At 71.7% G+C, this 25,840-nt stretch carries 21 protein-coding genes and 3 pseudogenes; 18 read left to right on the forward strand and 6 right to left on the reverse strand.

Annotation, left to right across the window (positions count from 1 at the left end):
• Positions 1-137: 137 nt before the first annotated feature.
• The 4 genes and pseudogenes from ACQEVS_RS25915 to ACQEVS_RS25930 all read left to right on the forward strand — a co-directional run bounded on the left by ACQEVS_RS25915 (position 138) and on the right by ACQEVS_RS25930 (position 2,555).
• Complete coding sequence (locus ACQEVS_RS25915) at positions 138-1,343, forward strand: acyl-CoA dehydrogenase family protein (RefSeq protein ID WP_433024031.1); 1,206 nt, start codon at positions 138-140, stop codon at positions 1,341-1,343.
• Positions 1,340-1,759, forward strand: a pseudogene (locus tag ACQEVS_RS25920) (RidA family protein); the annotation flags it as partial. The gene ACQEVS_RS25915 and the pseudogene ACQEVS_RS25920, both read left to right, overlap by 4 nt.
• Positions 1,760-1,842: 83 nt before the next feature.
• Positions 1,843-2,058: pseudogene (locus tag ACQEVS_RS25925) on the forward strand (DM13 domain-containing protein); the annotation flags it as partial.
• Positions 2,059-2,159: 101 nt separating this feature from the next.
• Positions 2,160-2,555 carry a cupin domain-containing protein gene (locus ACQEVS_RS25930; protein ID WP_433024033.1) on the forward strand — a complete coding sequence of 132 codons (396 nt, stop codon included), beginning with the start codon at positions 2,160-2,162 and terminating at the stop codon, positions 2,553-2,555.
• Between the two features lie 75 nt (positions 2,556-2,630).
• On the opposite strand, the gene ACQEVS_RS25935 is transcribed toward ACQEVS_RS25930, so the two are convergent.
• Positions 2,631-3,854 carry a protein-glutamine gamma-glutamyltransferase gene (locus tag ACQEVS_RS25935; RefSeq protein ID WP_433024035.1) on the reverse strand — a complete coding sequence of 408 codons (1,224 nt, stop codon included), beginning with the start codon at positions 3,852-3,854 and terminating at the stop codon, positions 2,631-2,633.
• Positions 3,855-4,966: 1,112 nt separating this feature from the next.
• Here ACQEVS_RS25935 and ACQEVS_RS25940 point away from each other — a divergent pair.
• Entirely contained in the window at positions 4,967-5,599 is a 633-nt protein-coding gene (locus tag ACQEVS_RS25940) for a TetR/AcrR family transcriptional regulator C-terminal ligand-binding domain-containing protein (RefSeq protein WP_433024037.1), read from the forward strand.
• A 341-nt stretch (positions 5,600-5,940) separates the two neighbouring features.
• Positions 5,941-8,217 (forward strand): LuxR C-terminal-related transcriptional regulator, encoded by a 2,277-nt coding sequence (locus tag ACQEVS_RS25945; RefSeq protein WP_433024039.1) that lies wholly within the window; start codon positions 5,941-5,943, stop codon positions 8,215-8,217.
• Between the two features lie 89 nt (positions 8,218-8,306).
• Here the strand turns inward: ACQEVS_RS25945 and ACQEVS_RS25950 are convergent, their stop codons facing one another.
• Positions 8,307-9,269 carry a 4-hydroxy-3-methylbut-2-enyl diphosphate reductase gene (locus tag ACQEVS_RS25950; protein ID WP_433024041.1) on the reverse strand — a complete coding sequence of 321 codons (963 nt, stop codon included), beginning with the start codon at positions 9,267-9,269 and terminating at the stop codon, positions 8,307-8,309.
• Positions 9,270-9,553: 284 nt separating this feature from the next.
• Here ACQEVS_RS25950 and ACQEVS_RS25955 point away from each other — a divergent pair, with 284 nt between their 5' ends.
• The 3 genes from ACQEVS_RS25955 to ACQEVS_RS25965 all read left to right on the forward strand — a co-directional run bounded on the left by ACQEVS_RS25955 (position 9,554) and on the right by ACQEVS_RS25965 (position 12,724).
• Positions 9,554-10,270, forward strand: coding sequence for an AMP-binding protein (locus ACQEVS_RS25955; protein ID WP_433024043.1), 717 nt, complete (start codon positions 9,554-9,556; stop codon positions 10,268-10,270).
• Positions 10,267-11,139, forward strand: a complete 873-nt coding sequence (locus ACQEVS_RS25960) for an AMP-binding protein (RefSeq protein WP_433024045.1) — start codon at positions 10,267-10,269, stop codon at positions 11,137-11,139. The genes ACQEVS_RS25955 and ACQEVS_RS25960 overlap by 4 nt, the downstream gene beginning before the upstream one ends.
• A 241-nt stretch (positions 11,140-11,380) precedes the next feature.
• Positions 11,381-12,724: a protoporphyrinogen/coproporphyrinogen oxidase gene (locus ACQEVS_RS25965; RefSeq protein WP_433024047.1), complete on the forward strand. Its 1,344-nt coding sequence runs from the start codon at positions 11,381-11,383 to the stop codon at positions 12,722-12,724.
• 109 nt (positions 12,725-12,833) lie between these two features.
• On the opposite strand, the gene ACQEVS_RS25970 is transcribed toward ACQEVS_RS25965, so the two are convergent.
• From ACQEVS_RS25970 to ACQEVS_RS25985, 4 genes are all read right to left on the reverse strand, one after another.
• A complete protein-coding gene (locus ACQEVS_RS25970; protein ID WP_433024049.1) occupies positions 12,834-13,958 on the reverse strand; it encodes an MMPL family transporter in 1,125 nt (374 codons plus the stop codon).
• Positions 13,946-15,076 (reverse strand): MMPL family transporter, encoded by a 1,131-nt coding sequence (locus tag ACQEVS_RS25975; RefSeq protein WP_433024051.1) that lies wholly within the window; start codon positions 15,074-15,076, stop codon positions 13,946-13,948. The genes ACQEVS_RS25970 and ACQEVS_RS25975 overlap by 13 nt, the downstream gene beginning before the upstream one ends.
• A gap of 140 nt (positions 15,077-15,216) precedes the next feature.
• Entirely contained in the window at positions 15,217-16,170 is a 954-nt protein-coding gene (locus ACQEVS_RS25980; protein ID WP_433024053.1) for a UbiA family prenyltransferase, read from the reverse strand.
• Positions 16,170-16,967, reverse strand: a complete 798-nt coding sequence (locus ACQEVS_RS25985) for a class I SAM-dependent methyltransferase (RefSeq protein ID WP_433024055.1) — start codon at positions 16,965-16,967, stop codon at positions 16,170-16,172. Before ACQEVS_RS25985 ends, ACQEVS_RS25980 begins: the two co-directional genes overlap by 1 nt.
• A 489-nt stretch (positions 16,968-17,456) precedes the next feature.
• Here ACQEVS_RS25985 and ACQEVS_RS25990 point away from each other — a divergent pair, with 489 nt between their 5' ends.
• The 9 genes and pseudogenes from ACQEVS_RS25990 to ispG all read left to right on the forward strand — a co-directional run bounded on the left by ACQEVS_RS25990 (position 17,457) and on the right by ispG (position 25,816).
• A complete protein-coding gene (locus ACQEVS_RS25990; protein ID WP_433024057.1) occupies positions 17,457-18,185 on the forward strand; it encodes a hypothetical protein in 729 nt (242 codons plus the stop codon).
• A complete protein-coding gene (locus ACQEVS_RS25995) occupies positions 18,169-19,050 on the forward strand; it encodes a sugar phosphate isomerase/epimerase family protein (protein ID WP_433024059.1) in 882 nt (293 codons plus the stop codon). The genes ACQEVS_RS25990 and ACQEVS_RS25995 overlap by 17 nt, the downstream gene beginning before the upstream one ends.
• A complete protein-coding gene (locus ACQEVS_RS26000) occupies positions 19,047-19,694 on the forward strand; it encodes a M20/M25/M40 family metallo-hydrolase (RefSeq protein WP_433024061.1) in 648 nt (215 codons plus the stop codon). Before ACQEVS_RS25995 ends, ACQEVS_RS26000 begins: the two co-directional genes overlap by 4 nt.
• Positions 19,658-20,335 (forward strand): hypothetical protein, encoded by a 678-nt coding sequence (locus ACQEVS_RS26005; protein WP_433024063.1) that lies wholly within the window; start codon positions 19,658-19,660, stop codon positions 20,333-20,335. Before ACQEVS_RS26000 ends, ACQEVS_RS26005 begins: the two co-directional genes overlap by 37 nt.
• Positions 20,336-20,344: 9 nt before the next feature.
• Positions 20,345-21,484, forward strand: a complete 1,140-nt coding sequence (locus tag ACQEVS_RS26010; protein ID WP_433024065.1) for an Ldh family oxidoreductase — start codon at positions 20,345-20,347, stop codon at positions 21,482-21,484.
• On the forward strand, positions 21,481-22,386 hold the full coding sequence (locus ACQEVS_RS26015; RefSeq protein ID WP_433024067.1) for a Gfo/Idh/MocA family protein: 906 nt from the start codon (positions 21,481-21,483) through the stop codon (positions 22,384-22,386). Before ACQEVS_RS26010 ends, ACQEVS_RS26015 begins: the two co-directional genes overlap by 4 nt.
• Entirely contained in the window at positions 22,383-22,790 is a 408-nt protein-coding gene (locus ACQEVS_RS26020) for a DUF6917 domain-containing protein (RefSeq protein ID WP_433024069.1), read from the forward strand. The genes ACQEVS_RS26015 and ACQEVS_RS26020 overlap by 4 nt, the downstream gene beginning before the upstream one ends.
• Positions 22,774-24,665: pseudogene (gene dxs, locus ACQEVS_RS26025) on the forward strand (1-deoxy-D-xylulose-5-phosphate synthase). Before ACQEVS_RS26020 ends, dxs begins: the two are co-directional and overlap by 17 nt.
• On the forward strand, positions 24,662-25,816 hold the full coding sequence (gene ispG, locus ACQEVS_RS26030) for a flavodoxin-dependent (E)-4-hydroxy-3-methylbut-2-enyl-diphosphate synthase (RefSeq protein ID WP_433024071.1): 1,155 nt from the start codon (positions 24,662-24,664) through the stop codon (positions 25,814-25,816). The pseudogene dxs and the gene ispG overlap by 4 nt, the downstream one beginning before the upstream one ends.
• Positions 25,817-25,840 lie beyond the last annotated feature (24 nt).

Raw genomic sequence — 25,840 nt, forward strand, 5'->3', positions numbered from 1 at the left:
CGCCGGCGGTGCGCGGGGGCCGGCGGTGGTGCGGGAGGTCTTGCCAGCCGTACGGATGCGCTGCCAGCGTAACGAGACCGTGACGACAGTCAACAGAGCGCGACAACGACGGAATGCCTCCGAAAGGACCGACGACGATGCCATCCGCCCAGGACGCCCCCGGGGAACGCCCGCCGGGCCGAGCCCCGCTCGCCTCGCTCACGCCCGAACAGCGCGCCTGGACCGCCACCTTACGCACCCTGGCCGCCCGCCGGCTGCGCCCGCTCGCCGAAGCGGCCGAACCCGGGCGCGTCAACCGCCCGCTGGTGGCCGCCCTCGGTGAACACGGGCTGCTGGCACGGCTGTTTCCCGCCGACGGAGTGGTCCGCGCCGTCGACCTCTGCCTGCTGCGCGAGGCGCTCGCCCAGGAGTGCACCGAGGCGGAGACCGCCCTCGCCCTCCAGGGCCTGGGCGCCCATCCGATCGCCGCGTCCGGCACGGAGGAGCAACGCGCCCGCTGGCTGCCGGAGGTCGTCGCCGGGCGGGCCGTCGCGGCCTTCGCGCTGAGCGAGCCGGAGGCGGGCTCCGACGCCGCGGCCCTGAGGCTGCGCGCCGAGCCGGTCGGCGCGTCCGGGCCACCAGGGCCGTCCGGGGCGTCGAATCCATCCGGCTGGACGCTGCACGGCGAGAAGCAGTGGATCTCCAACGCCCCGGAGGCCGACTTCTACACCGTCTTCGCCCGGACCCGCCCGGACGCGGGGGCGCGCGGCGTCACGGCGTTCCTGGTCCCGGCCGACCGGCCGGGCCTCGGCGGCCGGCCCCTGCGCATGCTCGCCCCGCACCCCGTCGGACTGCTCACCTTCGACGGCGTGCCCGTCGGCCCCGACGACGTCCTCGGCGAGGTGGACGGCGGCTTCGGAGTCGCCCTGCGCACCCTCGACCTCTTCCGGCCGAGCGTGGGCGCGTTCGCCGTCGGCATGTCCCGCGCCGCCCTGCGCGTGGCGCTTGCCCACGCCGGCGAACGCCACGCGTTCGGCGGCCCGTTGAAGGACCTCCAGGCCGTCTCCCACCAGCTCGCCGACATGGCCACCCGCACCGAGGCCGCGGCCCTCCTCGTGCACGCCGCCGCCACCGCGTACGACGCCGGCGAACCGGGCGTCGCCGGCCGCTCGGCCATGGCCAAGCTCTACGCCACCGAGACCGCCCAGTACGTCATCGACGCCGCCCTCCAGATCCACGGCGCCCGCGGCCTGGAACAGGGGCACCTCCTGGAACACCTCTACCGGGAGGTCCGTGCGACGCGCATCTACGAGGGCGCCACCGAGGTGCAGCGCACGATCATCGCGAGGGAGCTGTACCGGTGAGCGGGGCGGACGGGGATCCGGCCCGACCGACGCGCGTCAACCCGCCGGAGCTCTCCCCACCCCGGGGCTTTTCGCACGCGGTGGTGGCGGAGGGCGGCCGGCTCGTCTTCCTCGCCGGCCAGACGGCCCTGGACGCCGAGGGCCGTCTGCTCCCGGCCGACCTCCCCACCCAATTCGAACGTGCGCTGGCCAACCTCCTCACCGCCCTGGCGGCCAGCGGCGGTACCCCCTCCGACCTGGCCCGCGTCACCGTCTACACGACGGACGTCGCGTCCTACCGCGTGTGCGCGGGGGAGCTGGGCCGTGTCTGGCGCCGACTGGCGGGACGCGACTACCCGGCGATGGCGGTGATCGGCGTGGTGCGCCTATGGGACGAGGAGGCACTGGTGGAACTGGACGGGGTGGCGGTGCTGCCGCGACCCCCCGGATCCCGTGCCCGCCCCGGTTGTGGGAGAAATCCGGCCGTCCCGGACGTTGCGCTTCATACGGGTCCGGATGGGTCCTCCTCAGCGACGCACCGGTGAGACCGGGCCGCGCGGGCCGGCACATCTTCGACGACGGCGCCCACGTGAGCCTCGGCTCCCTGAAGGGCAACAAGGGCGACCAGAACTACGCCCTCCCACGGGACCTGGACCTCGACCGCTACACCAGCGTCAGCATCTGGTGCGACCGCTTCGACGTCTCCTTCGGAGCGAGTGCCCTCATGAAGACATGACAGCCACGACAGCCACGACAGCCACGGCAGCCACGGCAGCCACGGCAGCCACGACAGAAACGTACAAGACGACGCGGCGGGCCCCCGCCGAGACTCGGACCATGAACGACACCGAGCCCGTCAACCTCACCAAGGCCCTCGCCTCCTTCGACGACGTCTACAGTCCGCGCATCGTCGCCCGCATGAACGACTACGACGTCCGCGTCGCCCACACCCGAGGCGAGCACGTCTGGCACGTACACGAGGACACCGACGAGTTCTTCCTCGTCCTGGACGGCCGCTTCGACATCGCCCTCCGCGACTCCGACGGCACGGAACGCACCGTCCGGCTCCACAAGGGCGACACCTTCGTGGTCCCCAAGGGCACCGAACACAAGCCGTCCTCCCCGGGCGCCTCCATCCTCATGTTCGAACCCACCGGCACCCCGACGACGGGCGACCGCCACGAGGGCGAGATCCCGGCCCACGTGGACAGCACGACGGGCCACGAGCTGTAGCGACCTTCGAGGTAGGGGGGCCTTCGAGGTGGGGGGGAGGAGAGCCGGGCCCCGGCCCTCCTCCCCCCGCTCATGTCACGGCCAGCCCTGCTTCACCTTGTCGGGAGCGGTGTTCCAGCCCTTGGGGATGAAGGTGACCACGTAGGCTCCGCGGTCGAAGTCCGAGTAACCCGCCGACCAATTGCGGAACTTGCTCTCGTAGACGTGCATGGCGCCCAGGCTGCCATTGGGTGCGTGGTAGTGGTTGCCGTGGGTCCAGACGGTCTTGTCGGCGTCCGCCTCCGTCTGGGCGCCGAACCAGCCGTAGTCGAAGTTGACGAATCCCTCGCCGGGGCTGGTGGGGCTGCGCGGAATGTTCCTGTCCCTCGACATGTCGACCAGGCCGGTGCCCTGGTCGGGGCGGAAGGCTTCCGAGTCGCCGTATTTCCTCTTGTCGGCCGAACCCGACCGGTCCTGGCCGCTCCAGAAGTGCTTGGAGTAGATGACGGCCTTCATCCTGGACGGGTCGTGGTTGCCGCCGTTCCGCTCGTTGAAGGACGGGGTGTTCCGCAGCGCCGAATAGAACGGGGAACGGGCGTCCTCGTGGCGCAGGGCGTCGTTGCCGTTCGCCAATTCCTTCTTGAGGTTGTCGAGGTAAGCACTCTCGTCGTGGGCGTTCTCCAGGGCCCTGTTCATGACGGACGCCACCTCACGCGCTCGCTGGAAGCCCTTCTCCTCGTCGAAGCTCTCCTTCGCGACGCGGCCCTCGAACTCCGCCCGCGTTTCGCCGGACCGGGGCCTGCCGTTCTTCAGCTCGTTCCTGTACTTGTCCTCGTCGAAGGACGCGAAGGCCAACCTGTTCGTCGGGTACTGGCCCGAATTGACCCACGTGACACCGACGCAGCCGTAGGACAGCCACTCCCGCTGTTCCTCGGTCATCTGCTGTTTCTTGCCGTCGCGGTGGCTGTAGACCTGCTGCCACTTGCGTATGTAGTTGTTGACGATCGTCTCGGCTCTGCCGTACGAGGGGCGGTACGGGTCGGGCATCCTGTCGAGCGGTTCGGCAGGAGGCGTGACCCTGTCGTCGGAGTCGGGGGCCCGGAACGACGGGCCGGCGGCCGGGGCGGCCGGAGCGCTTTCGTTGAGCGCGTTGATGCTCGCGACGTCATCCGCCGAGAGGCGGTAGGTCTCGGCGTAGGACTTCGTCCCTTCCTCCGCACCGTTGCCGGCGGCGGCCTCGCTGGCCGACGGCATGAATCCGGCGGTGCATAACACCGCGCTCAGAGTGGCGAAGACGAGGGCTCTCCGGCGTATGCGCATGGAAAACTGCAACTCCTTTTTCCTGGGACGTCGTTGAACGCGGCCGTGCGGAAGCACGGCGCGGTGAAAGGGGTTCGTTACGCGATGCCGCGCATTCGGCGGCGGAAGGACACGGCCGGGAGGTGGGAAGAAGCGCGGGCGAGGCAGCCGCAGTCGATATCAGGCGGGGCGGGACCGGACGTGACCGCCCGCCCGGGGGGCCGGGGGGCCCGGATCGGATTCCGGCCGAGGCCCCGGCGCCCGCGTTACCGGGAGGCCGTCACCGAGGCGGCGAGGCGGGCCCGGGCCGAGTGGCCGTGTGGGGCCGTCCGTGCGAGAGGAAGAACGTGGGCCGCCGCCACGGCGACGGGGGTGGGGACGCGGACAGAGGGACGGCGTAACACTTCTCGACTCCCGGATGTGTGATCGGATGGATACGAGACGTGATCATGTCTTCGGTCCGGTTCCCCGGCAACACCATGGCGGTAAATCCGGCCAACCCGTCACAAGGGCGATATCCGGTCGCGCACCCGGTCCGGCACTTCACCCACACAAGCGAAGGGCGCCGCCGCACCCCCTCTTCCCGGCCCGCATGGACACGGACGGGGACGGGTGGCACGGCGGCGCCCTTCGCGCAGGCTCCTCCGACTGCCTCGGACTTCCTCGGACTCCTCGGATTACCTCCGGCGCCTCAGACGTCCCGGAAGAGGCCAGTCGGCGCCGTGACCTGCTTCACGAGTCGCTGGACGACGTCCTCGCCCTACTCCTCGGGTGTCTGTCGGTGGAGCAGCGGCGCGGCCCCGGCATGCCGCCCGGCAGGATGGCGGCGCCGGCCTGCGACAGCCTCCGTCCGGGGCGGGGGGTGACGAAACTGCCCCCGAGGCCTCGGGGTCCGGCGTGACGGAACCGGGTGTGCGGTCTGTGGCGGTTCGCTGTCCGCCGCCCGTACGGGCCGTCCCGCGCGGTGCTGTTCCGCCGCCTGTCGGCAGAAGACGCATCGCGAGCGGCGGCTGGGCGTGCTCCGGGGGTCGTCCGCGCAGCCGTCGTGGTCCCGCCGTCCAAGGCCGTTCCGCTCACGCGATTTGTGGTGCAAGCTGTTCCATAAATCGGTCGGTGAACGGAGGCGTCGAGCCATGGCGAGAAGTACCACCAAGGCAACTACCAAAAAGACCGTCAAGGAGAACGGCCGCCCGGGGCGTGGTCCCGATCCACGGGCGGAGCGCAGCAGGGCCGCGGCGCTGGCGGCCGCAGGTGATCTGCTGATCGAGGGCGGGTGGGCCGAGGTGACGCACGTGGCCGTGGCGGCGCGCAGCGGCGTAGGGCGGACCACGCTGTACCGGCACTGGCCGGAGCCGGCGATGCTCATCCAGGAGCTGCTCGCCGATATTTTCTCGGTGGACCACAGCGAACGCACGGGTGATCTGCGCAGCGACCTCCGCAGCGAAGTGGAGGTGATCGCCGCGATGTTGTGCAACCCGAAGCAGGAGCGGGCGCTACGGGTCATCATCGATCAGGCGCCCCTCGATCCCCGGTATGCGGAGGTTCTGGAGTCCTGCACCCGCAAGGGAATGTCGGCGCTCCGCGAGATTCTCGCGGAGGGCAGCGCACGGGGCGAGCTTCCCGGGTCGCTCGATATCGACGTGGCCGTGGACCGGCTCATCGGTCCGCTTGTCTTCCGGCGGCTGGCGGAGGGGGGTGACTTCGCCGGAGGCTATGTCGCCGAGCTGGTCGACGTCTTCCTGAGGGGGCACGCGGCCAAGAAGTGACGGCGTTGGCCGAACTCCCCATTCCGCGATCTTGATTGGCTCTCCAGCGGGACACCTGTGGCGCACCTGCGGGGCACCAATGGCCCGGCGGAACCTCAGGCATCATCTGTGGAACATCTTGTGCCACGGAGTGGGCCGTCGATGATTCGGCGGAGTGTATGGGGGCGAGGGGCACGGGTGGTCGACGCGGCATCCCCGGATGACGCGGTACCCGGACAACACAGCCCACTTGGGTGGCACAAGCCAACGAGGGGAGTTTCCGCGTGAGCCAGCTGATGGATTGCGGTGTCCGCGAAGAAGTGCGCGTGTGCCACGTACCGCGGCCATGCCGGGAGGCGCGGTTGTTCCGTGCACCGCGGCTGTACGGAAGGGAGGGGGACATCGCCGAGGTATCCCGGCTGCTGCGGCAGCCGGGAGTGCGGCTGCTCACCGTCACCGGCCCGGCCGGGGTGGGCAAGAGCGTCCTGGCGGAGGCGGTGGTCGCGGACGCCGTCCCGCAGGTCGCCGACGAGGTCGTCCGGGCCGACCTGGCCGCCGTCGGCAGCCTCACCGATGCATGGCGCGAGATCGCAGCCGCGCTGGGCCTGCCCGGCGCCGAAGGGGACGCGGCGCACGCGGCAGTCCCGGACACCGTCGCGGAGTGCATCGGCAACCGCCGGGTGCTGCTCGTCCTGGACAACTGCGACACGGTGGCGAGCCTGCTTGCCCCCGATCCCCCCTGCCTGCTGACCCGTTGCCCGCGGCTGCGGCTGCTGCTCACCAGCCGGTCCGCGCTCAACGTCTACGCGGAACACCTCCATCCGCTGGCCCCGTTGCTCGTCCGGACCCGCGACCGGGGCGACGGGAGCTCCGCGGCGGCGCAGCTCTTCCTCGACCGGGTAGGGGCGCACTACCGCAGCGATGTCCTCCAGGGCGCGGACCTGCGGAACATCGACGAGATCTGCGAGGTCCTCGACGGGCTGCCGCTCGCCATCGAGGTGACGGCGCGGTCCGTGGGCGCGATGAGCACGGGGGAGCTGCTGCAGGCGCTGCGCAGGGGCGAATACCCGTACCACAGTCGCTTCCTGGACGTGCCGACCAGGCATCACTCACTGTCGAGTGCACTGTCCTGGGGGGACGCGACGCTCACCGCCGACGAGCGGCTGCTGATGCAGCGGCTCGCCGTCTGCGAGTCCACGATCGACCTGCTCACGGTGCAGCGGCTGGGCCGCCTCAGCCGCATGCGGGCGGCCCGCCGACTGGACTCGCTGGTCCACAAAAGCCTGCTGGTGAGCGCCAAACGGCGGGACGGCGACCCGGAGTTCCGGATGCTCACCGTGGTACGCGACCACTACCGGCGCCAACTCGCGGCCGACACCGAGGCGTTCGCCGAGGCCCGGGAGCTTCACATCGACCACTGCATCCGGTTCGCCGCCGCGGCGCGGACCGGCCTGCGCACCGCTGATGACCGCTCCCGCCGGCTGGACCTGGTGCTCACCCGCATGCCGGACCTCCGTACGGCCGTGCGCGGGCTGCAGGCCCGCAGCCGCCACGCCGACGCGGTACGGATGCTGCTGGCCGTGGACGACGCCCTGACCGTGCACGATCTGCTGCCCGAGGCGGCCGCGCTGCTGCTCGGCTCCCTCGACGCGCTCGCGGCCGGACCGGACGAGGGCCCCGACGGGGCCCCGGACACCCTCTTCGCCGACGCGCTGGCCGCGGCGGGCCGTTGGACGCTGGCCGGCGACGACATGGAACGGGCGAGCGGGCTGCTCGACCGGGCGGCCGCACTCCACGAGGCCGCCGGGGACGCCGTCGGAGGCGCGGGCGTCGCGGTCCACCGCGCGGAGGTACGGCGGCGGGCCGGGGACCTGCGGGGCGCGGTGGCCCTCGCCCAGCAGGCCGTCGCGGTGCTCGATGCCCGGCGCGAGGTCGGGGGCGCCGCCGCCGCGCGGCGGCAACTCGGCCTGGCCCTCGCCGGCCAGGGCGCCGCGGAGGCGGAGGCACCCCTGCTCAGAGCGGTCGACGACCTGCGGTCACTGGACGATCCGCACGCCCGGGCGCTGGCATTGATCGACCTGGCCCGGGTCAGGGTCGCCCTGGGCCGGTGTGCGGCCGCGCACGCCGCCGTACGGGAGGGCATGGACCTGCTCCTGCTGCACTCCGGCAGCCCAACGGAGGTGGCGCTGGCGCTGGAGACCACGGGACGCGCGGTGGCCGGCCGGGGCGAGGCCGACCAGCGGGTGGTCCGCCAGGTGCTGGCCGCGGCCGCGGCGCTGCGCGGGCGATACGGGGCGGGGGCGGAGCAGGCCCGAACCGCCCCGCCGGAGGAGTGCCCCTCGCCGGGGTCGGCGCTCACCCTCGCTCTCTCCCTGCCGGTGGCCGCCCTGGAGGCGGAGCACCGGGCGGCGGCTGCGGGCGGGCCGGACGCCGAGCCGCCCGCAGGGCTCACCCCGCGCCAGTACCAGATCGCCGAGCTGGTGGCCGAGGGCATGACCAACCGGCAGATCGCCCGGACCCTGGAACTGTCGGAGTGGACGGTGGTCAACCATCTCCGTCAGGTGATGAACAAGCTGAAGTGCCCGTCACGGGTGCACGTGGCCCGGGTGATGCAGCAGCGGGCCGGCGCGGCGGGGTGACGCCGGCCGGGGCGGTGGGCCAGGGGGCCGCCCACCGCCCCGGCCGACGGGCTCGACGGGCCGGCCCGGCACGCCTGGTCAGCGCGTGGTCACCGGGGACCGCCAAGGCTGCCCGGCATGGCGAAGACCACGTCCTCCTCCACCGTGGTCAGGGTGTCCACCCGGTCGTAGCCCAGTTCGCCGAGCCGGTCGACGAGTTGCTCCACCAGGATCTCCGGGGCACTGGCGCCGGCCGTGACGCCCACCGAGTCGACGCCACGGAGCCAGCTCTCGTCGAGCCGGGAGACGTTGTCGACCAAGTGAGCGCGGACGCCGTGCCGTTGGGCTACCTCGACCATGCGGATCGAGTTGCTGGAGTTGTCGGAACCGACGACCAGAACCAACTGTGCCTTCGAGGCCAGCTCCTTGACCGCGTTCTGCCGGTTCTGGCTCGCGTAGCAGATGTCGTCGGATCCCGGCCCCTTGATGTCGGGGAAGCGGCGGACGAGCTCCTCGGTGATGTCGCGCGTCTCGTCGAGCGAGAGTGTGGTCTGCGTCAGATAGCTCACCGAAGTGCCCTCGGGGATCCGCACGGTGCGGGCGTCCTCGACGGTCTCGACCACGATGGTGTGCTCGGGGGCCTCGCCGACCGTGCCCACCACCTCCTCATGGCGGGCGTGGCCGATGAGCAGGATGGTGTGGCCGGTGGTGGCGAACCTTCTGGCCTCCTGGTGCACCTTCGACACCAGGGGGCAGGTCGCGTCGATGACGTCGAGCCGACGGGCCGCCGAGTTGTCCCGCACGCGGGGCGAGACCCCGTGCGCGGAGAAGACGCACACCGCGCCCTCGGGGACCTCCTCCTCCGATTCCACGAAGACGGCGCCCTTCTTCTCCAGGGACCTGACCACGTACTTGTTGTGGACGATCTCGTGGCGGACGTAGACGGGTGCGCCATGGATCTCCAGGGCGCGTTCGACCATGCCGATGGCGCGGCGCACCCCCGCGCAGAAGCCGCGTGGTTCGGCCAGGATGATGCGCTTGCGGGCGGGGTCCGGGATACTCACGGCACTCACGACGCTCGCGGCACTCACCTCATTCACGGCGTTCAGGTCTCCCTTCCCCATGGACTCAGGGGATCGATTCTGTGCGGCCGGTGCCGGGCGCAGAAGCGGCTGATTCTTGCTAGCCGGGACAGCCGCCAACTCAGGTAATTGTCAGGGCGCTTGTCATGGCCGCCGGGCCGGACCGGTTCCTATTTTGGGGAGCTCTCTGCGATCTCTCTCAAGAACGTTGCAATGGAAGGGGCCCGATGGGAAGGGCTGGAATACCGTTCCGTAAACATCCGACAAGTCTGGGAATGCTGTTCGACTGGCATGCGGAGGCGGACCGCCAGACCGTTGCCTGCCTCGACCGGCCCTTCGACATCGCCCCCGACCGGGGAACGTTCTACACCGGCAGCCAACTGGCCGAGCTGGTGCAGGAGTTCTCGGCGCAGTTGTATGCGGCGGGGGCGCGCCGCGGCGACCGGGTGGCGATCCTCAAGGACAACCACCTCGACATGGCCCTCGCCGCTGCGGCCGCCGCGCGGTTCGGTGCGTTGCCGGCGACGATTTCGGCCGTGAACTCGCCCGAGGTGCACCGGGCGTTGCTGGCCCGGCTCGACCCTGCCGTGCTCGTGATCTCGCCGGGGCCGCTCGCCCGTGCCGTCGAGGCCGGGGTGGAGCTGGTGGGGCCGCGCACCCGGGTGGTGTTGCTGGGCGAGCGCGACGAGGGGACGCCCGAGTCCGTGCTGACCCGGGCCGATCTGGCGGGCGGCCCGGTGCCGCCGGCCGCTCCCGCCGGGCGGGACGAGCCGATGCTCGTCATGCACAGCTCCGGGACGACCGGGGTGCCCAAGCTTGTCGTCCACTCCGCCGCCACGATGCTCGGCGGCATCGCACGGATGGAGCGCATCAAGTTCCCGGTGCTGGCGAGCAAGCACCGCGATGTCGCGGCGACGTCGGTGTCGTTTGCGCACGGCCGGATCGTGTCGTGGCTGATGGGCCAGTTCGTGCTGGCCCCCGGAAGATCGTGATCATCTCGAGGCATGAGCCGGAGGTCGCCGAGCGGATGCTGGCCGAGCACCGTCCGACGACGCTCGAGGCGTGCCCCAACATCTTCCAGCGGTGGGAGGGACTCGCTGTTCGGCGCCCGGAGTTGTTCCGCCGGGTGCGGCTGTACGTGGGGACGTTCGACGCGGTGCATCCGCGCACGGTGCGGACGTTCCTGACCGCCAGCAGGCGGCCGTTCCCGGTCTGGCTCCAGGGGTGGGGCCAGAGTGAGGTGGGGCCGGTGTGCTTCACCTTGTTCACCCGGGGGCAGATGCGGGGTGCGGCCGACGGATCGTCCGTGACCAGCGACATCGGCTGGCCCTCGCCGGGGTTCAACCGGGTCCGGGTCGTCGATGCGGAGACCGGCCGCCGGGTGAGTCGGGGCCGCCCCGGGATCATGATGGTCGCCACCAAGGCCCGCTGCCTCGACTACCTGGGGGAGAGCGACCGTTGGCAGGAAAAGGTCCGGGGAGCGTGGTGGAACACCGGCGACATCGGTGAGCTTGGCCGCTTTGGCCGGCTCCGGCTGGTCGACCGCGAGGTGGACATCATTCCGGGCACGAGCGGGATCGAGCTGGAGTCGGTGCTGCTGGACCGGCTCCCCCTGGTCTCCGATGTGACGGTCCTCGGGGTGCCCGGGCAACTGCCGGTGCCGGTGCTGTCGACGGAGGACGGCCGGCTCGACCCCGAGGAGTGGCGGCAGGCCGTCCGCGGCCTGCCGGAGCTGGCGGAGCCGCGGCTGATCCCCTTCGAGGAGGTGCCGCGCACGGCGACGTGGAAGGTGCGGCGCCTGGAGCTGCGCGAAAAAGTGCTCGGCGACAAGTCGCACATCGGCACGGGCCGTTGGACGTAACACCCCCCCGGTGGTGGGCGGTCGTTCCGCCAGGGGCGGAACGGGTGGGCGCCACCCGGCCCACCGGGCCGCACCCGAGAGGGGTGCCCCGGACCCGCCCCGACCCTCTTCTGCGGGGGCGAAGCCCCCGCGTCCCCTGTTGCGGGGGCTTCACCCCCTGCACCCCCGCAATCGCGCTTCGCGCGATTGTCCTCAAACGCCGGACGGGCTGAGTAGTGGGCCACCCGGCCCCCAAGGAGGCATGGAGACAGTGACCGATATCGACGTCGCCGTCGTCGGCGGCGGCATTGCCGGGCTGACCACGGCGTACCGGCTGAGCCGCCGCGGCCACCGCGTCGAGGTGTTCGAGGCCGCGGATGAGCCGGGCGGCCGGATGCGGTCCAGCCGGGTCGACGGCTGGACCATGGACACCGGAGCCGAGACGATCTCGCCCTACGGCTACCCGGCAACCTGGGAGTTGATCAAGGAGCTCGGCCTGGAGCAGGCCGGAGCGCTGCACCGGATCCGGCATCCGGTGGGCCTGTGGCGGGGCGGCCGTACCCACCCCTGGGTGGGCCACCCCCGCTCGTTGCTGGCCGGCGCCGGCATGACCGCCCGCGGCCGGGTGCAGCTGCTGCGGATGATGCTGGCGAGCGCGACCCGCTCGGGCCGGGTCGATCCGGACCGGCCGGAGGACTCGGGGTTCGGTACCCGCACTCTCGCCCAGTACGGTGCGGAGCACGGCCGTGAGCTGCTCGACAACCTGCTCGCGCCCGTCTCGTCCGCCGCTTTCGGCTGGCTTCCCGAACGCAGTTCCGCAGCACCGATGTTGGCGATCATGCAGGGCACGCATGGCATCTATCGGTGGCAGACCTACCGCGACGGGCAGGACACCATGGCGCGGATCCTTGCACAGCATGTCAAGGTGCATCTGTCCCGCACGGTGACCGCGGTGGAGCGGGACGGCCGGGGGGCGCGACTGGCCTTCGCGGACGGCACCGGGCTCACCGCGCGGGCGGCCGTCGTCACCCTTCCCTCGCCGGAGATTCCGGCGCTCCGGCCCGATCTGGAGGAGGGGGAGCGGGAGTTCCTCGAGGCGTCGACCTTCACGACCATGATCCGGGTCTGTGTCCGGCTCGACCGGCCGCTGGAGCCGCGACGGACCGCTGGGCAGCCGCGGCTGTACGCCTTTGTCATGGGCCCCGGTGAGGACTCCCTGCTCTCCGGTGGCACGGTGGAGCACAACAAGTGCCCGGCCCGCGTCCCGTACGGCAAGGGGCTGGTGACGCTGCTGATCTCGCCCCGCCGGGCCGCCGAGGTGTACGACCTCCCCGACGGCCAGGTGATCGACCGTGTCCTCGACGAGGGGGAGCGGTTCATCGACGGGCTGCGTGCGGCGTATGCGGGCCATGAGGTGGTGCGGTGGCGCAATGGCCTGCCGGAGGCGCCGCCGGCCGCGCTGGCGCTGCGGAAGGCGTTCGTCGGTCGTGCGCCGGGGCCTGTGGAGTACGCGGGCGACTGGATCTATCTGCGGCCGAGCAGCGAGGCCGCGATCGCGTCCTCCCGCCGGGCGGCCTCCCGGGTCGCCGCCTGGCTCGCCCGCTGACCGCGGACGCCGCGCTCGGCATGACGAAGGGCCGCCGACCGGTAACCGGTCGGCGGCCCTTCGCTGTTCGGGCCGCACGGGCCGTGCGGGCCGTTCGGGGCCGTGCGGCTCAGGAGCGGCTGCCCGCCGATGCGGGGCTGACCGCGGCGGCCCGCGCCGGCTCGGGCGCCGACTCGCTGATGCCGTACCGGTCGTGGAAGCGGCGCAGCGGGCCGGGGGCCCACCAGGTGGCTCCGCCGAGGAGGCGCATGGCGGCGGGGAGCAGGATGCCGCGGACCAGGGTGGAGTCCATCAGGATGGCCAGCGGGATGCCGAGACCCATGGCCTTCAGGTAGCTGATGCCGGAGCTGATCATCACGATGAAGACCAGGGAGAGGATGACGGCGGCGTAGGTGACGACCTTGCCGACCTTCTCCAGGCCGGTGGCGACGGAGAGTTGGTTGTCGCCGGTGCGGTCGTACTCCTCCTTGACGCGGGAGAGGATGAAGACCGCGTAGTCCATGGAGAGCCCGAAGGTGATGGTGGTGACGAGGATCGGGACGGTCCAGGTGATGGAGCCGGTGTTGATGAAGTCACCGACGAGCCACTTGAGATGGCCGTCCTGGAAGACGTAGACCAGGGAGCCGAAGGTGGCGCTGAGGCTGAGGAAGCTGAGGATCATGGCGATCAGCGGCAGCAGCAGGCTGCCTGTCAGCAGGAAGAGCAGGAGGTAGGTGCCGAGCGCCAGGATGCCGAGGGCGAGCGGGAGTTTGTCCTTGAGCAGGTCGAAGGTGTCGACCGAGGTGGCGGGCTGGCCGCCGACGGTGACGGGGAACGGGGCGTCCTGCGTACGGATCCGTTTGACGATGTCCTCGCCCTTGGAGCCGAGGCCGTCCACGGCGGGGACCACGGAGAGATAGGTGGAGTCGGCGGCGCCGTAGTGGCGGGAGAAGTCGGTGGCCGGGGCCACCTGCTTGCCTTGGACGTAGGAGCCGGTGAGGGCATCGACCCGGGCCACGTCGGGAAGGGCGGAGAGCTTCTCGGCGTACGAGCCGATCTGCTGTTCGTGTTGCGCGGGGTTGCCGATGTCCCGCGCGACGACGGTCATGGCCTGGGCCTCGCGGTTGTTGAACCCCTTCTGGATGATCTTGGCGACCTGGGCTGACTGGGAGCTCTTGGGGAGCATCTGCTCGTCCGCGAGGCGCATGTTGAGGTCGACGACGGGCGAGGCGAGGAAGGCCATCAGGGCGAGCACACCGACCACCAGGGGGTGGGGCGGCGCATCACCAGCAGGGCCAGCCGGTGCCAGTAGCCCTGGCCCTCGGCGGCCTCGGGGCGCGGCTTGCGGCGGATGAGCCGCAGCTTGTCGATGCGCGGGCCGGCCCAGACCAGCAGGGACGGGACGATGAAGAGCGTGGCTGTCGCCGCGATCAGGGTGGTGATGGTGCCGCCGATGCCGATCGTCTGGACCATGCCGAAGGGGATGGCGAGCAGGGAGAGAAAGGCCACGGCCAGGGTGACGGCGGAGAAGGTGATGGTCCGGCCGACGGTGCGCATCGTGGTGCGGACGGCCTCCTGGACATCGGCGCCGCGCCCCAGCTCCTCGCGGTAGCGGGTGATGAACAACAGGCTGTAGTCGATGGCCAGGCCGAGGCCGAGGAGCGTGGTGATGTTGGACAGCAGGTTGTTGACGTCGGCGACGAACGTCAGGGCGAAGACCAGGCCGAAGACGAGCAGCAGGGTGGCGAGCGCGACGGCCAGCGGCAGTGCGGCGGCCACCAGCGAGCCGAAGATGATGACGAGGACGATGAGGACGAGGGGGAAGACCATGCCCTCTGCGGTCGAGGCGTCCTTGGCTGCCGTCTCGGTGTTCTCGAGGTTCATCAGCGCCATGCCGCCGAGCTTGATCTTCAGCCCGTCGAAGTCGCCGGTGTACTTCTTCTTCAGGCCCTTCACACGGTCGTTGACCTGGTCGAAGTTGCCCTGGATGGTGCCGTTGACGAGGGCCTGGTCGCCCTTTTCGCTGCGCAGCGAGGCGACCTTGCCCAGGGACCAGTAGGACGTGACGCCGGCCAGGTCCTTCTCGGCCTGGAGCTCCTGGGTGAGGTGGAGGCCGGCCTTGGCGGCATCCGGGTCGTCGACGCCCCGGTCCGCGGTGACGACGATGGAGAGGTTGGGCCGGCCCTGCTTGAACTCCTTCTCCAGCGTCTTCTGGGTCTCTGCGGCCTCGGTGCCGGAGTTCTCGTAACCACCCATGGACAGGCGGTCGTTGAGTCCGGCCGCGGCGCCGCCCACACAGAGAACGATCACCAGCACGGCCAACAAGATTTTCTTGGGCCTGGGGAGGATGAGCCTCGCCAGTCTGTCGAGCATGTCGGTATCTCCTGTCAGGCGGCGGCCCGTCGGGGGCGGGCACTCGCACACGAGTTATGGCACAAGCTGTTTCAGAGTTGTGGAACAGTCTGCATCCGTCGAGCTTTCGGTGCAAGGTGTTCCACATCTCTGTCGGTACCTCACGAACCATGCAGCGCAAGCAGGTTGGCGATCATCAGAACGGGCACGCCCCAGCGGTGCAGCTTGATGCCCATGACGCGGGCCACCAGGACATCGCCGCGCACCAGGCCCGCCCGGGCCTGCCGCACCCGCAGCGCCAGCAGCGGCAGCACGAGCAGCGTGAACCATGCCGGTGCGGCACCCACGGCGACGGTGGTCGCCACCACGGCGGGTTCCACCAGGTGGAACCCGGCAACGACCCACCGGTAGGCGGCCGCCGAGGTGAGCGTGGCGAGGTTGCGCCGCCCCGCGAGGCGGTCCCCCGCCACGTCGTTCATGTTCGAGTAGGCCGACACCAGCAGGCTCCACAGCCCGAACAGGCAGGTCTCCGCGATGACGAGCCCCGTCGCCCGGCCGGTGAGCAGCGCGTACGGAAGGAGCACCGCCAGCCCCGGCGTCAGCAGGACGAGCTCCTGCCCGCCCCGGTAGCTGACCTTGAGCCCGTACGAGTACTGCACATTGCTGGCCAGCACCAACGCCAGCACGATGCAGGCCCACAGCGGACGGTGCGGGGCGACGGTCAGCGTCAGCGCCCAGACGGCCGCGCCCCACAGCGCCGCCCCCCAGCCGAACAGCTCCGCCTGCCGTACGGTCAGCGCGCCGCTGAGCAGTGGCTTGCGCGAGCGGTCGCGCAACGCCTCGTCCTCGGGCGAGTAGTTGCGGGCGTCACTGCCGTCCCGGATGCCGGTGACGTCGTCGAGGGCGACGGTCGCGGCGACCACGCCCACATAGCCGAGGATGTACAGCAGCAGGACCGCCCAGGTGCGCCCGGCCCACAGCCGGTCGCCCGGCAGCGCCGTCCAGACGACGAAGGCGCTCAAGTAGTAGTCGTAGAAGGAGAGTTTCCCCAGCTTGGCGTAGATCTTCAGGCGACCGGCGCGCCAGGCGGGCGACGATGTGGTGACCGTGGTCATCAGCGACCCGTTCCCTTGCGGCCGAAGGTCGAGATGAGCACCTGTGACAGCCAGCGGTGAGCCGGGTCGGCCATCTCCAGCAGCGCCTCGTCGATGCGCTCCCCGCTCACCCGCCCCTCGGCGACGATGCGCGGGCGCATGAACTCCAGCCACAGCATGTAGTGCCTGGCCTGCACCGAACCACCCTGCACCAGCACCGCCCGGCCCTCGGCCGAGACGTCCTCCAGCCCCGCCGCCAGGGCCGCCGCGACGTCGAAGTGGCCACCGCGCGGCTCATGGCCGGAGCGGCGCATCAGGTCGTACCCCGCCACCCGGACGTCCTGGAGGAAGTCCTCGGAGACGGCACTGCGGAACAGCGTCAGGGAGTCGGTGTCTTCGAGGAACAGCCACCCCCCGGGCTTGAGCGCCCGTACCAGCGCGGCGACGGCGCCCTCCCGGTCCTCGAGGTGCTGGATCACCATCCGGGAGTGCACCAGGTCGAAGGTGCCGGTGGGGAGTTCACCGGAGCGGATGTCGACCCTCGCCACCTCGACGTGCGGCGCCTCGAGCCAGCCGAGCCGCTCGGTCGACAGATCCGCCGCCACCACCCGGCCGGAGGGGCCGACCCGTTCGCCCAGCCAGTGCGCGATCGAGCCGGAGCCCGCACCGACCTCGAGGACGGACCAGCCCTCGCCGACACCGAGCCGCTCCAGCCGCTCGACGGTGCCGGGATCCCAGATCGCCTCGTTCGTCTTCAGCCGCTCCGTCTCCCGTTCCCAGGCCGGGTCGAAGACGTACTCATTCGCTTCCACGGTCATGGCAGCTCCCGCCGTTCGTCGCAATCCTGGTGCCACGCTAGGAACCGGCCGGGCGCAGGGACATGACAATTGAGTGCGGCTCCGCACACCGTCAGACAGTTATCTGCTACGGACCAACCACTCCGCTCCGCCTAGCGTTGGGCCCTCCACAGACGTGAAAGCCGGGAGGGTTCCCGTGTTCCACACCTTGCTGATCGGCCTCGGACGATCGGGGCGCGAACTCCACCTGCCCGTCCTGCGCAGGCTGCGCGCGGACCGGGGGACGACGGGAGCCGGCGACACCTGCGTGTTCGCACCGGACGACCCCTCGGCTACGACATCCGGCCCGAGGCCCGCCGGGCCGAGCCCGGACTGCGCACCGTCGGCTCCCTCGCCGGGGCCCGGGACCGCCTCGACCCCGCCACCACCGTCGTCCACCTCTGCAGCCCGCCCACCGAACGCACGGAGATCCTGCGCGACCTCGCCGGACTCGGCTTCCGCCGCTTCCTCGTGGAGAAACCCATCGGCGTCGACACCGTCGTCGTCGAGGAGCTGCGCACGCTGCGAGACAGCTACGGGCTGCAGCTCGCCGTCGTCGCGCCCTGGCTGCACAGCACCCTCACCGAACGCCTCGACGGACTCGTACGCTCCGGCAGTCTCGGCCACCTCCGCCGCATCGACGTACGGCAGCACAAGCCGCGGCTGCACCGCTCGCTGCACACCCCCAGCCATCCCACCGCGTTCGACGTCGAACTACCGCACTCCGTCGGGGTGGTGCTCCGCCTCGCCGGTGCCGCCCGCGTCACAGGAGCCACCTGCACCGACGCCCGCGTCGGCGACACCGTGGTGCCCCGCATGGGCAGCGCCGCGGTGACCCTGGACCACGGCAGCGGGGTGACCAGCCGGATCACCACCGACCTCGCCTCTCCCCTGCGCGAGCGCCGCATCGACCTCGTCTTCGACGCGGGCACCGCCGTCGGCCACTACCCCGTCGGCAGCGACGACCTCTACGCCCACCTCCGCGTCACCCCGATCGGGCTGCCCGAGCAGTACGAGATCTTCCCCGACGCGGCACTCGACGCCTGCATCCTCCGTGCCTACCGCGGCTTCCGCCAAGGCGCCGACCTCCACCCCGAGTTCACGCTTCAGGCGCAGGTCGTCGAGGCACTCGAACAGGCCAAGCGGCACGCGGCCGGCAGGACCGCGGAAAGGAGCAGCGCCCATGTCCTGGGCCGATAGCAACGCATGGGCCGACAGCGACGGCTTCACCCTGTGCGGTATCGGCGACGAGGCAGGTGCCGCGCTCGCCGACCAGACCACCGCCCTCACCACCCTCGGCTGGTCCGCCATCGAGCTGCGCAGCGTCGACGGCACCGCCCTCGCCGACCTCGACGACGCCGCCTTCGACCGCCTCACCGACCACCTCGCCGACGCGGGCCTGCGCGTCGCCTGCGTCGACTCCCGCATCGCCAACTGGGCCCGCCCCGTCACCGCCGACCTCAAGGACGACCTGCGCGAGCTGGAGATCCTCGCCGGGCGCTGCGCCCGGCTCGGCACCCGGATGATCCGCGTCATGTCGTACCCCAACGACGGCCTGGCCGAGACCGAGTGGCGGGCCGAGGTGTTCCGGCGGCTGGCGGAGCTCACCGCGCGTGCCGAGGATGCCGGGGTGGTGCTGGTGCACGAGAACTGCGCGGGCTGGGCGGCCTCCAGGGCCGACCGGATGCTGGAGCTGCTCGACCACCTCGACAGCCCCGCGTTCCGGCTCCTCTTCGACATCGGCAACGGCGTGGCGTACGGGTACGAGGCGTACGACCTGCTGCCCGACATCGCGCCCTTCGTCGCCCATGTGCATATCAAGGACGCGCTCGGCACCTCCGAGGAGACCCGCTACACGCTGCCCGGGCAAGGCCGCTGCCGCGTCGTGGACGCCGTGCGGCTGCTGCGGGACCAGGGGTATGCGGGGTTCCTCTCCATCGAGCCGCACCTCTCCGTCCGCCCCCACGAGGGCGGCACCGCCCCGGACGGCGGCCTTGTGGCCGAGTTCGTCGCGTACGGGCGCGAGCTGGAACGGCTCCTCGCGGGCCATGGGACGGGCGCGTGACGGGCCGCACCGAACTGCTGCACGCCGAACGGGAACTGCTGCTCACCCTCCTCGAACTCCCCACGGCCGGGCCGCTGGAGACCGGGACCGACGGTCCCCGGCCGCTGCTGTGGGAGGCGCAGGCCACTTATGCCGAGGCGGCGGCCCGGCTGGGGTTCACCGTGGTCCACCGGGCCGCCCCCGACCCGTCCGTCCTCGACCGGGAAGGGGTGCCGGTCACGGTCCGCGAGGCCGCCGAGCGGATGCCGGGGTTCCTGGACTGCCAGCCCAGCACGGTGCTGCGGCTCGGGCCGGAGCTGCCGCGCGAGCGGACGGTGATGTTCAACGTGCACCTCGACACGGTGGCCGGCGGAGAGCCCCCCCGCTACCGGGACGGGCGCTTCCACGGCCGGGGCGCCATCGACGCCAAGGGGCCCGCCGTCGCCCTGCTCGCCGGGTTGCGCTCGGCGGTGGACGCCGTGCCGGGCCTGGGCCGCGACACCGGGGTGCTGGTGCAGCTCGTCTCCGGCGAGGAAGGCGGGGCCATGGGCGTCTTCGGCACCCGGCCCCTGGTGGAGAGCGGCTGGACCGGCCGGCTCAACCTGTTCTGCGAACCCACCCGGGCCGCATGGTGCCCCGGTCCACCGCCGCCGCGACCGCCCTGATCGAGGCGGCGGGGGAGGACGCCATCGACGACCACCCGGAGGCCGGCCACAACGCCACCGTCCTGCTGGGCTTCCTCGCCCAGCACCTCGCCGGGCGGCTCCCCGGAGGCGTGCCCGGCGCCCGGGTCTGCGTGGCCGGGCTGCACACCGGCGACCTGCACAACAAGGTGTACGGCGCCGGACGGCTGCTGCTGAACCTCGCCTACCCCACCACCGAGGCCGGGCACGCCCTCACCCGGGCCCTGGAGGACGAACTGGACTCCGGCCTCGCCGAGTTCGCCCACCGCTTCGCCGACCGCCCCGCCCTGGCCCGTACGGCCGCCGAGGCACGCGACGTGACCGCCCTGCACTGGCTCAAGCGGGGCCTGCCCGCCCTCGACGCCCACGACCCATGGGCGGAGCGGCTGCTCACCGACGCGGGCATCCCGTACGCCGCACCGGACGAACCGGCGTGCACCTGCGATGCGATCTGGATGCACGGCGTGCCCGACGCCTACACCGCCGTCTACGGCCCGGGCGACCTCGAAGCCAACCACGCCCATGCCGCAGGCGAGTTCGCCGACCTGCACGACCTCGAAGCATTCGCCACCGGCGTCGCCTCACTCCTGGAGCGCTTCGCCCGGGCGGCCTCACATTTTTAGGGAATCGTCATGACACCCACGATGAAACCGGCGACAAGCACCGCCACCACGGTGCGCATCCCGCACGGTGCGCTCACCGACTTCGCGACCGAGGTCCTCACCCGGCGCGGCGTGCCACCGATACGCGCCCGGACGGCCGCCGAGGCCCTGGTCTACGGCGACCTGACCGGTCTGCGCTCGCACGGCCTGGCCAACCTCACCCGCCTCTACCTCCCCCTCTTCGACTCCGGGCGGGTCCGGCCGGACGCCGAGCCGAAAGTGCTCGCCGACCGGGGCGCCTCGGTCCTCCTCGACGCCGGCCTCGGCCTCGGCCTCTGGGTGGCCTCCGAGGCGCTGGACCTCGCGGCCGAGCGCGCCGCCGAGCACGGCATCGGGCTCGTCTCCGTGCGCAACGCCACCCACTTCGGCTGCGCCGGCCACCACACCGGGCGGCTCGCCGAACGCGACCTCGTCGCCGTCCTCGCCTCCAACTGCGGCCGCCAGCGCATCGCCCGGCCGCCGGGCGGCCGGTACGCCATGCTCGGCACCAACCCGCTCAGCATCGCCGCCCCCGCCGGGCCCGAACTGCCGCCGTTCGTCCTTGACATGAGCACCACCGCCGTCCCCACCGGAAGGATCCGCCAGGCCGCCAGGGCCGGGCAGGAGATCCCCGAGGGCTGGCTCGAGGACGCGCACGGCCGGCCCGTCACCGACCCCGGCGCCCTCGACCGTGGCGAGGGGTACCCGCTCTGGCTCGGCGGCCGCCCCGAGACCGGCGCCTACAAGGGATACGGGCTCGCCCTGCTCGTCGAGGTGCTTGCCGCCCTGGTCCCCGGCGCCGGGCTCGGCCCCGCCCCGGAGGCGTACACCGGCAACGGCGGCCCCACCGGCCGCGACGACGACATCGGCTTCCTCGCCCTCGTCATCGCCCCCGGCGTGCTCCGCCCGGTGGACGGCTTCCTCGCCGACGCCGAGGGAATGTTCCGGGCTCTCACCGACTGCCCGCCGCTCGACGCTGCCGCACCCGTGGCCTACCCGGGCGTCCGCGAGGCCGAGCTCGCCGCCGCCGCGCGCGCCGACGGCGTCGTGCTCGACGCGGCGCTGTACGACGAACTCAAGGCGGTAGCCGGTGACCTGGGCATCAGCGCCCCCGAAGGGAGGCACGCATGACCGCGCTGCGCATCGGGATCGTCGGCCTCGGCGTCATCTCACGCTTCTATGTGGCCGCCTTCGATGAACTCCCCGACCTCGAACTCGCGGCCGTCTGCGACCTGCGGCCCGAGGCGCTGCGCCCCTTCGAGGGTCGCGCCGCCTGCTTCACGGACCACCGCACCATGATCGCCGAGGCTGAGCCGGACGCCGTCGTCGTCAACGTGCCCAACGACGCCCACGCCGCCGTCTGCACCGACCTCCTCGCCGCCGGCCTCGCCGTCTGCGTGGAGAAGCCGCTGGCCACCACCGTCGAGGACGGCCGGGCCCTGGTGCGGCTGGCCCGGGAGCGGGGGACGGTGCTGTTCACCTCGTTCCACCGCCGCTACAACGACAACGCCCTCGCCCTGCTCGACAAGATCAGCGGCACCCCCGTGTCCTCGCTCACCGTCCGCTACCTGGAGACGATCGAGGAGCACGCCGGGACCGATCGCTGGTACCTGGACCCGGCCCGCTGCGGCGGCGGCTGCGTCGCCGACAATGGCCCCAACGCCTTTGACACCGTGCGGCAGTTCCTCGGCCCCGTCGAGGTCACCGATGCCACCGTCGTCCGTGACGGCGACGGCATCGACCGGCAGGCCACCGTCCTGCTCCGCGCGGCGGACGGTGCCACCGCCCGGGTCGAACTGGACTGGTCCCACCCCGGGGAGACCAAGGACATCGAGGTCCGCCTCGCCGACGGCACCGTGCACAGCGCCGACATGCTCGCCGGGCACCCCGCCTTCAAGCAGTCGCTGTGGCACGAGTACGCCGGCGTGCTGAGCGACTTCGCCACCGCCGTGCGGGCCGGCGAGGACCGCTCCGAGGGCGGCCTCGCCGCCCTCGAACTCGTCGCCGAGACCTATCGGAGGGAACGGCGGTGAACCCTGCCGAGGACGGCGCCAAACGACCGGTCACCGGCGCCCTTGTCAAGGTCCTCACCCACCGTCGCGACGACCGGGGCATGCGCCTCGAGGAGTTCGCGAGCCGCTGCGTCCGGCGCGGCGAGATCCACGAACTGGTCACCACCGACCAGCACGACACCACACCCGGCGCGGTCGTCGACCGGGTCGGCTTCCTCGGCTTCGTCGAGATCGCCGCGGGCGGCGTCATCGACCGGGGCGACGAGGTACGGGCCGAAGGCCGCCTCATCGGCACCGTCCTCGGCTTCGACGCCTGCCACTTCCCCAACCACTACAACGTGCTGATCGCCGTCGATGCGACGGTCACCGGCCCCGAGGTCGGGCTCGGCCCCGAAACGGAGGTGCGCTTTGACCCCCCGAACTGAGACCCCACTGCTCCGTTCCGTGCGCGGCCCGGCCGACCTCCGTGGACTCGCCCCCATGAGCTGCCGCGACTGGCAGCCGAGATCCGGGAATTCCTCGTCGAAGCGGTCTCCCGCACCGGCGGCCACCTCGGCCCCAACCTGGGCGTGGTCGAGCTGACGATCGCCCTGCACCGCGTCTTCGACTCCCCCCGCGACCGGCTGCTGTGGGACACCGGGCACCAGGCGTACGTCCATAAACTCCTCACCGGACGTCAGGACTTCTCCGCGCTGCGCAGCCGCGGCGGGCTCTCCGGCTACCCCTCCCGCGCCGAGTCCGACCACGACGTGATCGAGAACTCCCATGCCTCCACGGCCCTCTCCTACGCGGACGGCCTGGCCCGCGCCCACCGGCTGCGCGGCCGCACCGACCGCCATGCCGTCGCGATCACCGGCGACGGCGCCCTCACCGGCGGCATGGCCTGGGAGGCGCTCAACAACATCGCGGTCGCCGACGACCTGCCGCTCGTCATCGTCGTCAACGACAACGGCCGCTCCTACGCCCCCACCCGGGGCGGCCTCGCCGAGCACCTCACCGCCCTGCGCACCAACCCCGGCTACGAGCGGATCCTCGCCCGCGGCAAGGACCTACTCGAACGCACGCCGGTCGTGGGCAAGCCGCTCTACGAGAGCCTGCACGGTGCGAAGAAGGGGCTGAAGGACTTCGTCGCCCCCCAGGGGCTCTTCGAGGACCTCGGCCTGAAGTATGTCGGGCCGGTCGACGGGCACGACATCGCGGCGCTGGAGACGGCGCTGCGCCGGGCCCGCAGGTTCGGCGGTCCGGTCGTGGTGCACTGCATCACCAGCAAGGGCAAGGGTCATGCCCCGGCCGAGCAGCACGAGGGCGACCGGTTCCACGCCGTCGGCGCGACGCCCGTCGCCACGAGCACCCCGTCCCGGCCGTCGTGGACGTCCGTCTTCGCCGACGAGATCGTCAAGGTGGGCGGAGAGCGGGAGGACGTCGTGGCCCTCACCGCCGCGATGCGCGAACCGGTCGGGCTCGAGCCCTTCGCCGCCGCCTACCCGGAGCGGGTGTTGGACACCGGCATCGCCGAGCAGCACACCGTGACCTCCGCCGCCGGGCTCGCCCTGGGCGGCCTCCACCCGGTCGTCGCCCTCTACGCCACCTTCCTCAACCGCGCCTTCGACCAGGTGCTCATGGACGTGGCCCTGCACGAGTGCGGCGTCACCTTCGTCCTCGACCGGGCGGGCGTCACCGGCAACGACGGCCCCAGCCACAACGGGATGTGGGACCTGGGGCTGCTCCAGCTCGTGCCCGGCCTGCGCATCGCCGCCCCCAGGGACGGCGCCCGGCTCCGCAGACAGCTGCGGGAGGCGCTGGACGTCGACTCCGCGCCTACCGTGGTCCGTTACCCGAAGGGTCAGGTCGCTCCCGATGTGGAACCCGTCGCCACGGTGGCCGGGATGGAGGTGCTGGCCCGCCCCGAGGGCCGCAGCGAGGTGCTGCTGGTCTCGGTGGGGGCGATGGCGCAGCCCTGCCTCGCCGCCGCCGAGGCGCTGCGCGGGCAGGTCGGGGTGACCGTGGTCGACCCCTGCTGGGTCAAGCCCGTCAACCCCGCCCTGGTCGACCTGGCGGCGGAGCATCGGCTGGTGGTCACCGTCGAGGACGGCGGCCGCACCGGCGGCGTCGGCTCGGCCGTCGCCCAGGCGCTCAGCGACGCCGGGGTGCCGGTCCCCGTCCGGGTGCTCGGACTCGACCAGCGGTTCTACGCGCACGGCAGCCGGGGCGAGGTCCTGGCCGAGGCGGGCCTCACCGCCGACGACATCGCGGCGGCGATTGCCGGCGCACGCCCCGACCGCCTCCAGGAGGTCTCGTGACCGCGCTCGCCCTCGGCATGCCCACGGTGCCGCCCCGGCTCGCCCCGCGCCGGAAGAGCCGGCAGATCCAGGTCGGTTCGGTGGCCGTCGGCGGTGACGCACCCGTGTCCGTGCAGTCGATGACGACCACGGTCACGGCGGACGTCGGCGCCACCCTCCAGCAGATCGCCCAACTCACCGCCTCCGGCTGCCAGATCGTGCGGGTCGCCTGCCCCTCGCAGGACGATGCGGATGCGCTGAAGGTGATCGCGGCGAAGTCGCAGATCCCGGTGATCGCGGATATTCACTTCCAGCCGAAGTACGTCTTCGCCGCGATCGATGCCGGGTGTGCGGCGGTGCGCGTCAACCCCGGTAACATCAAGCGCTTCGACGACAAGGTCGGGGAGATCGCCGCGGCTGCCTCTGCTGCCGGGACGCCGATCCGGATCGGGGTCAATGCGGGGTCGCTGGACCGGCGGCTGCTGGCGAAGTACGGCAAGGCCACGCCCGAGGCGCTGGTGGAGTCGGCTTTGTGGGAGGCGTCCCTCTTCGAGGAGCACGGCTTCAGGGACATCAAGATCTCGGTCAAGCACAACGACCCGGTGGTGATGGTCAACGCCTACCGGCAGCTGGCCGCCGCCTGTGACTACCCCCTCCACCTCGGTGTCACCGAGGCGGGGCCGGCCTTCCAGGGGACCATCAAGTCCGCCGTCGCCTTCGGCGCGCTGCTGTCGGAGGGCATCGGCGACACCATTCGTGTCTCCCTGTCCGCGCCCCCGGCCGAGGAGGTCAAGGTCGGCATCCAGATCCTGGAATCGCTGGGCCTGCGGCAGCGGCGGCTGGAGATCGTCTCCTGCCCGTCCTGCGGCCGCGCCCAGGTGGATGTCTACAAGCTGGCCGATGAGGTCACGGCGGGTCTTGAGGGTATGGAGGTGCCGTTGCGGGTGGCGGTGATGGGGTGTGTGGTCAACGGTCCGGGTGAGGCGCGTGAGGCGGATCTCGGGGTGGCCTCGGGCAATGGCAAGGGGCAGATCTTCGTCAGGGGCGAGGTCATCAAGACCGTGCCTGAGTCGCAGATCGTCGAGACCCTCATCGAAGAGGCGATGAAACTCGCCGAACAGCTGGAGAAGGAGGGTGTCCCCACGGGCTCGCCCGAGGTCACCGTGGCCTGACCATTACTCGGAAGAACACGGCCC

This window comes from Streptomyces sp. CA-181903 (genome assembly GCF_050937075.1).
Taxonomy (GTDB): domain Bacteria; phylum Actinomycetota; class Actinomycetes; order Streptomycetales; family Streptomycetaceae; genus Streptomyces.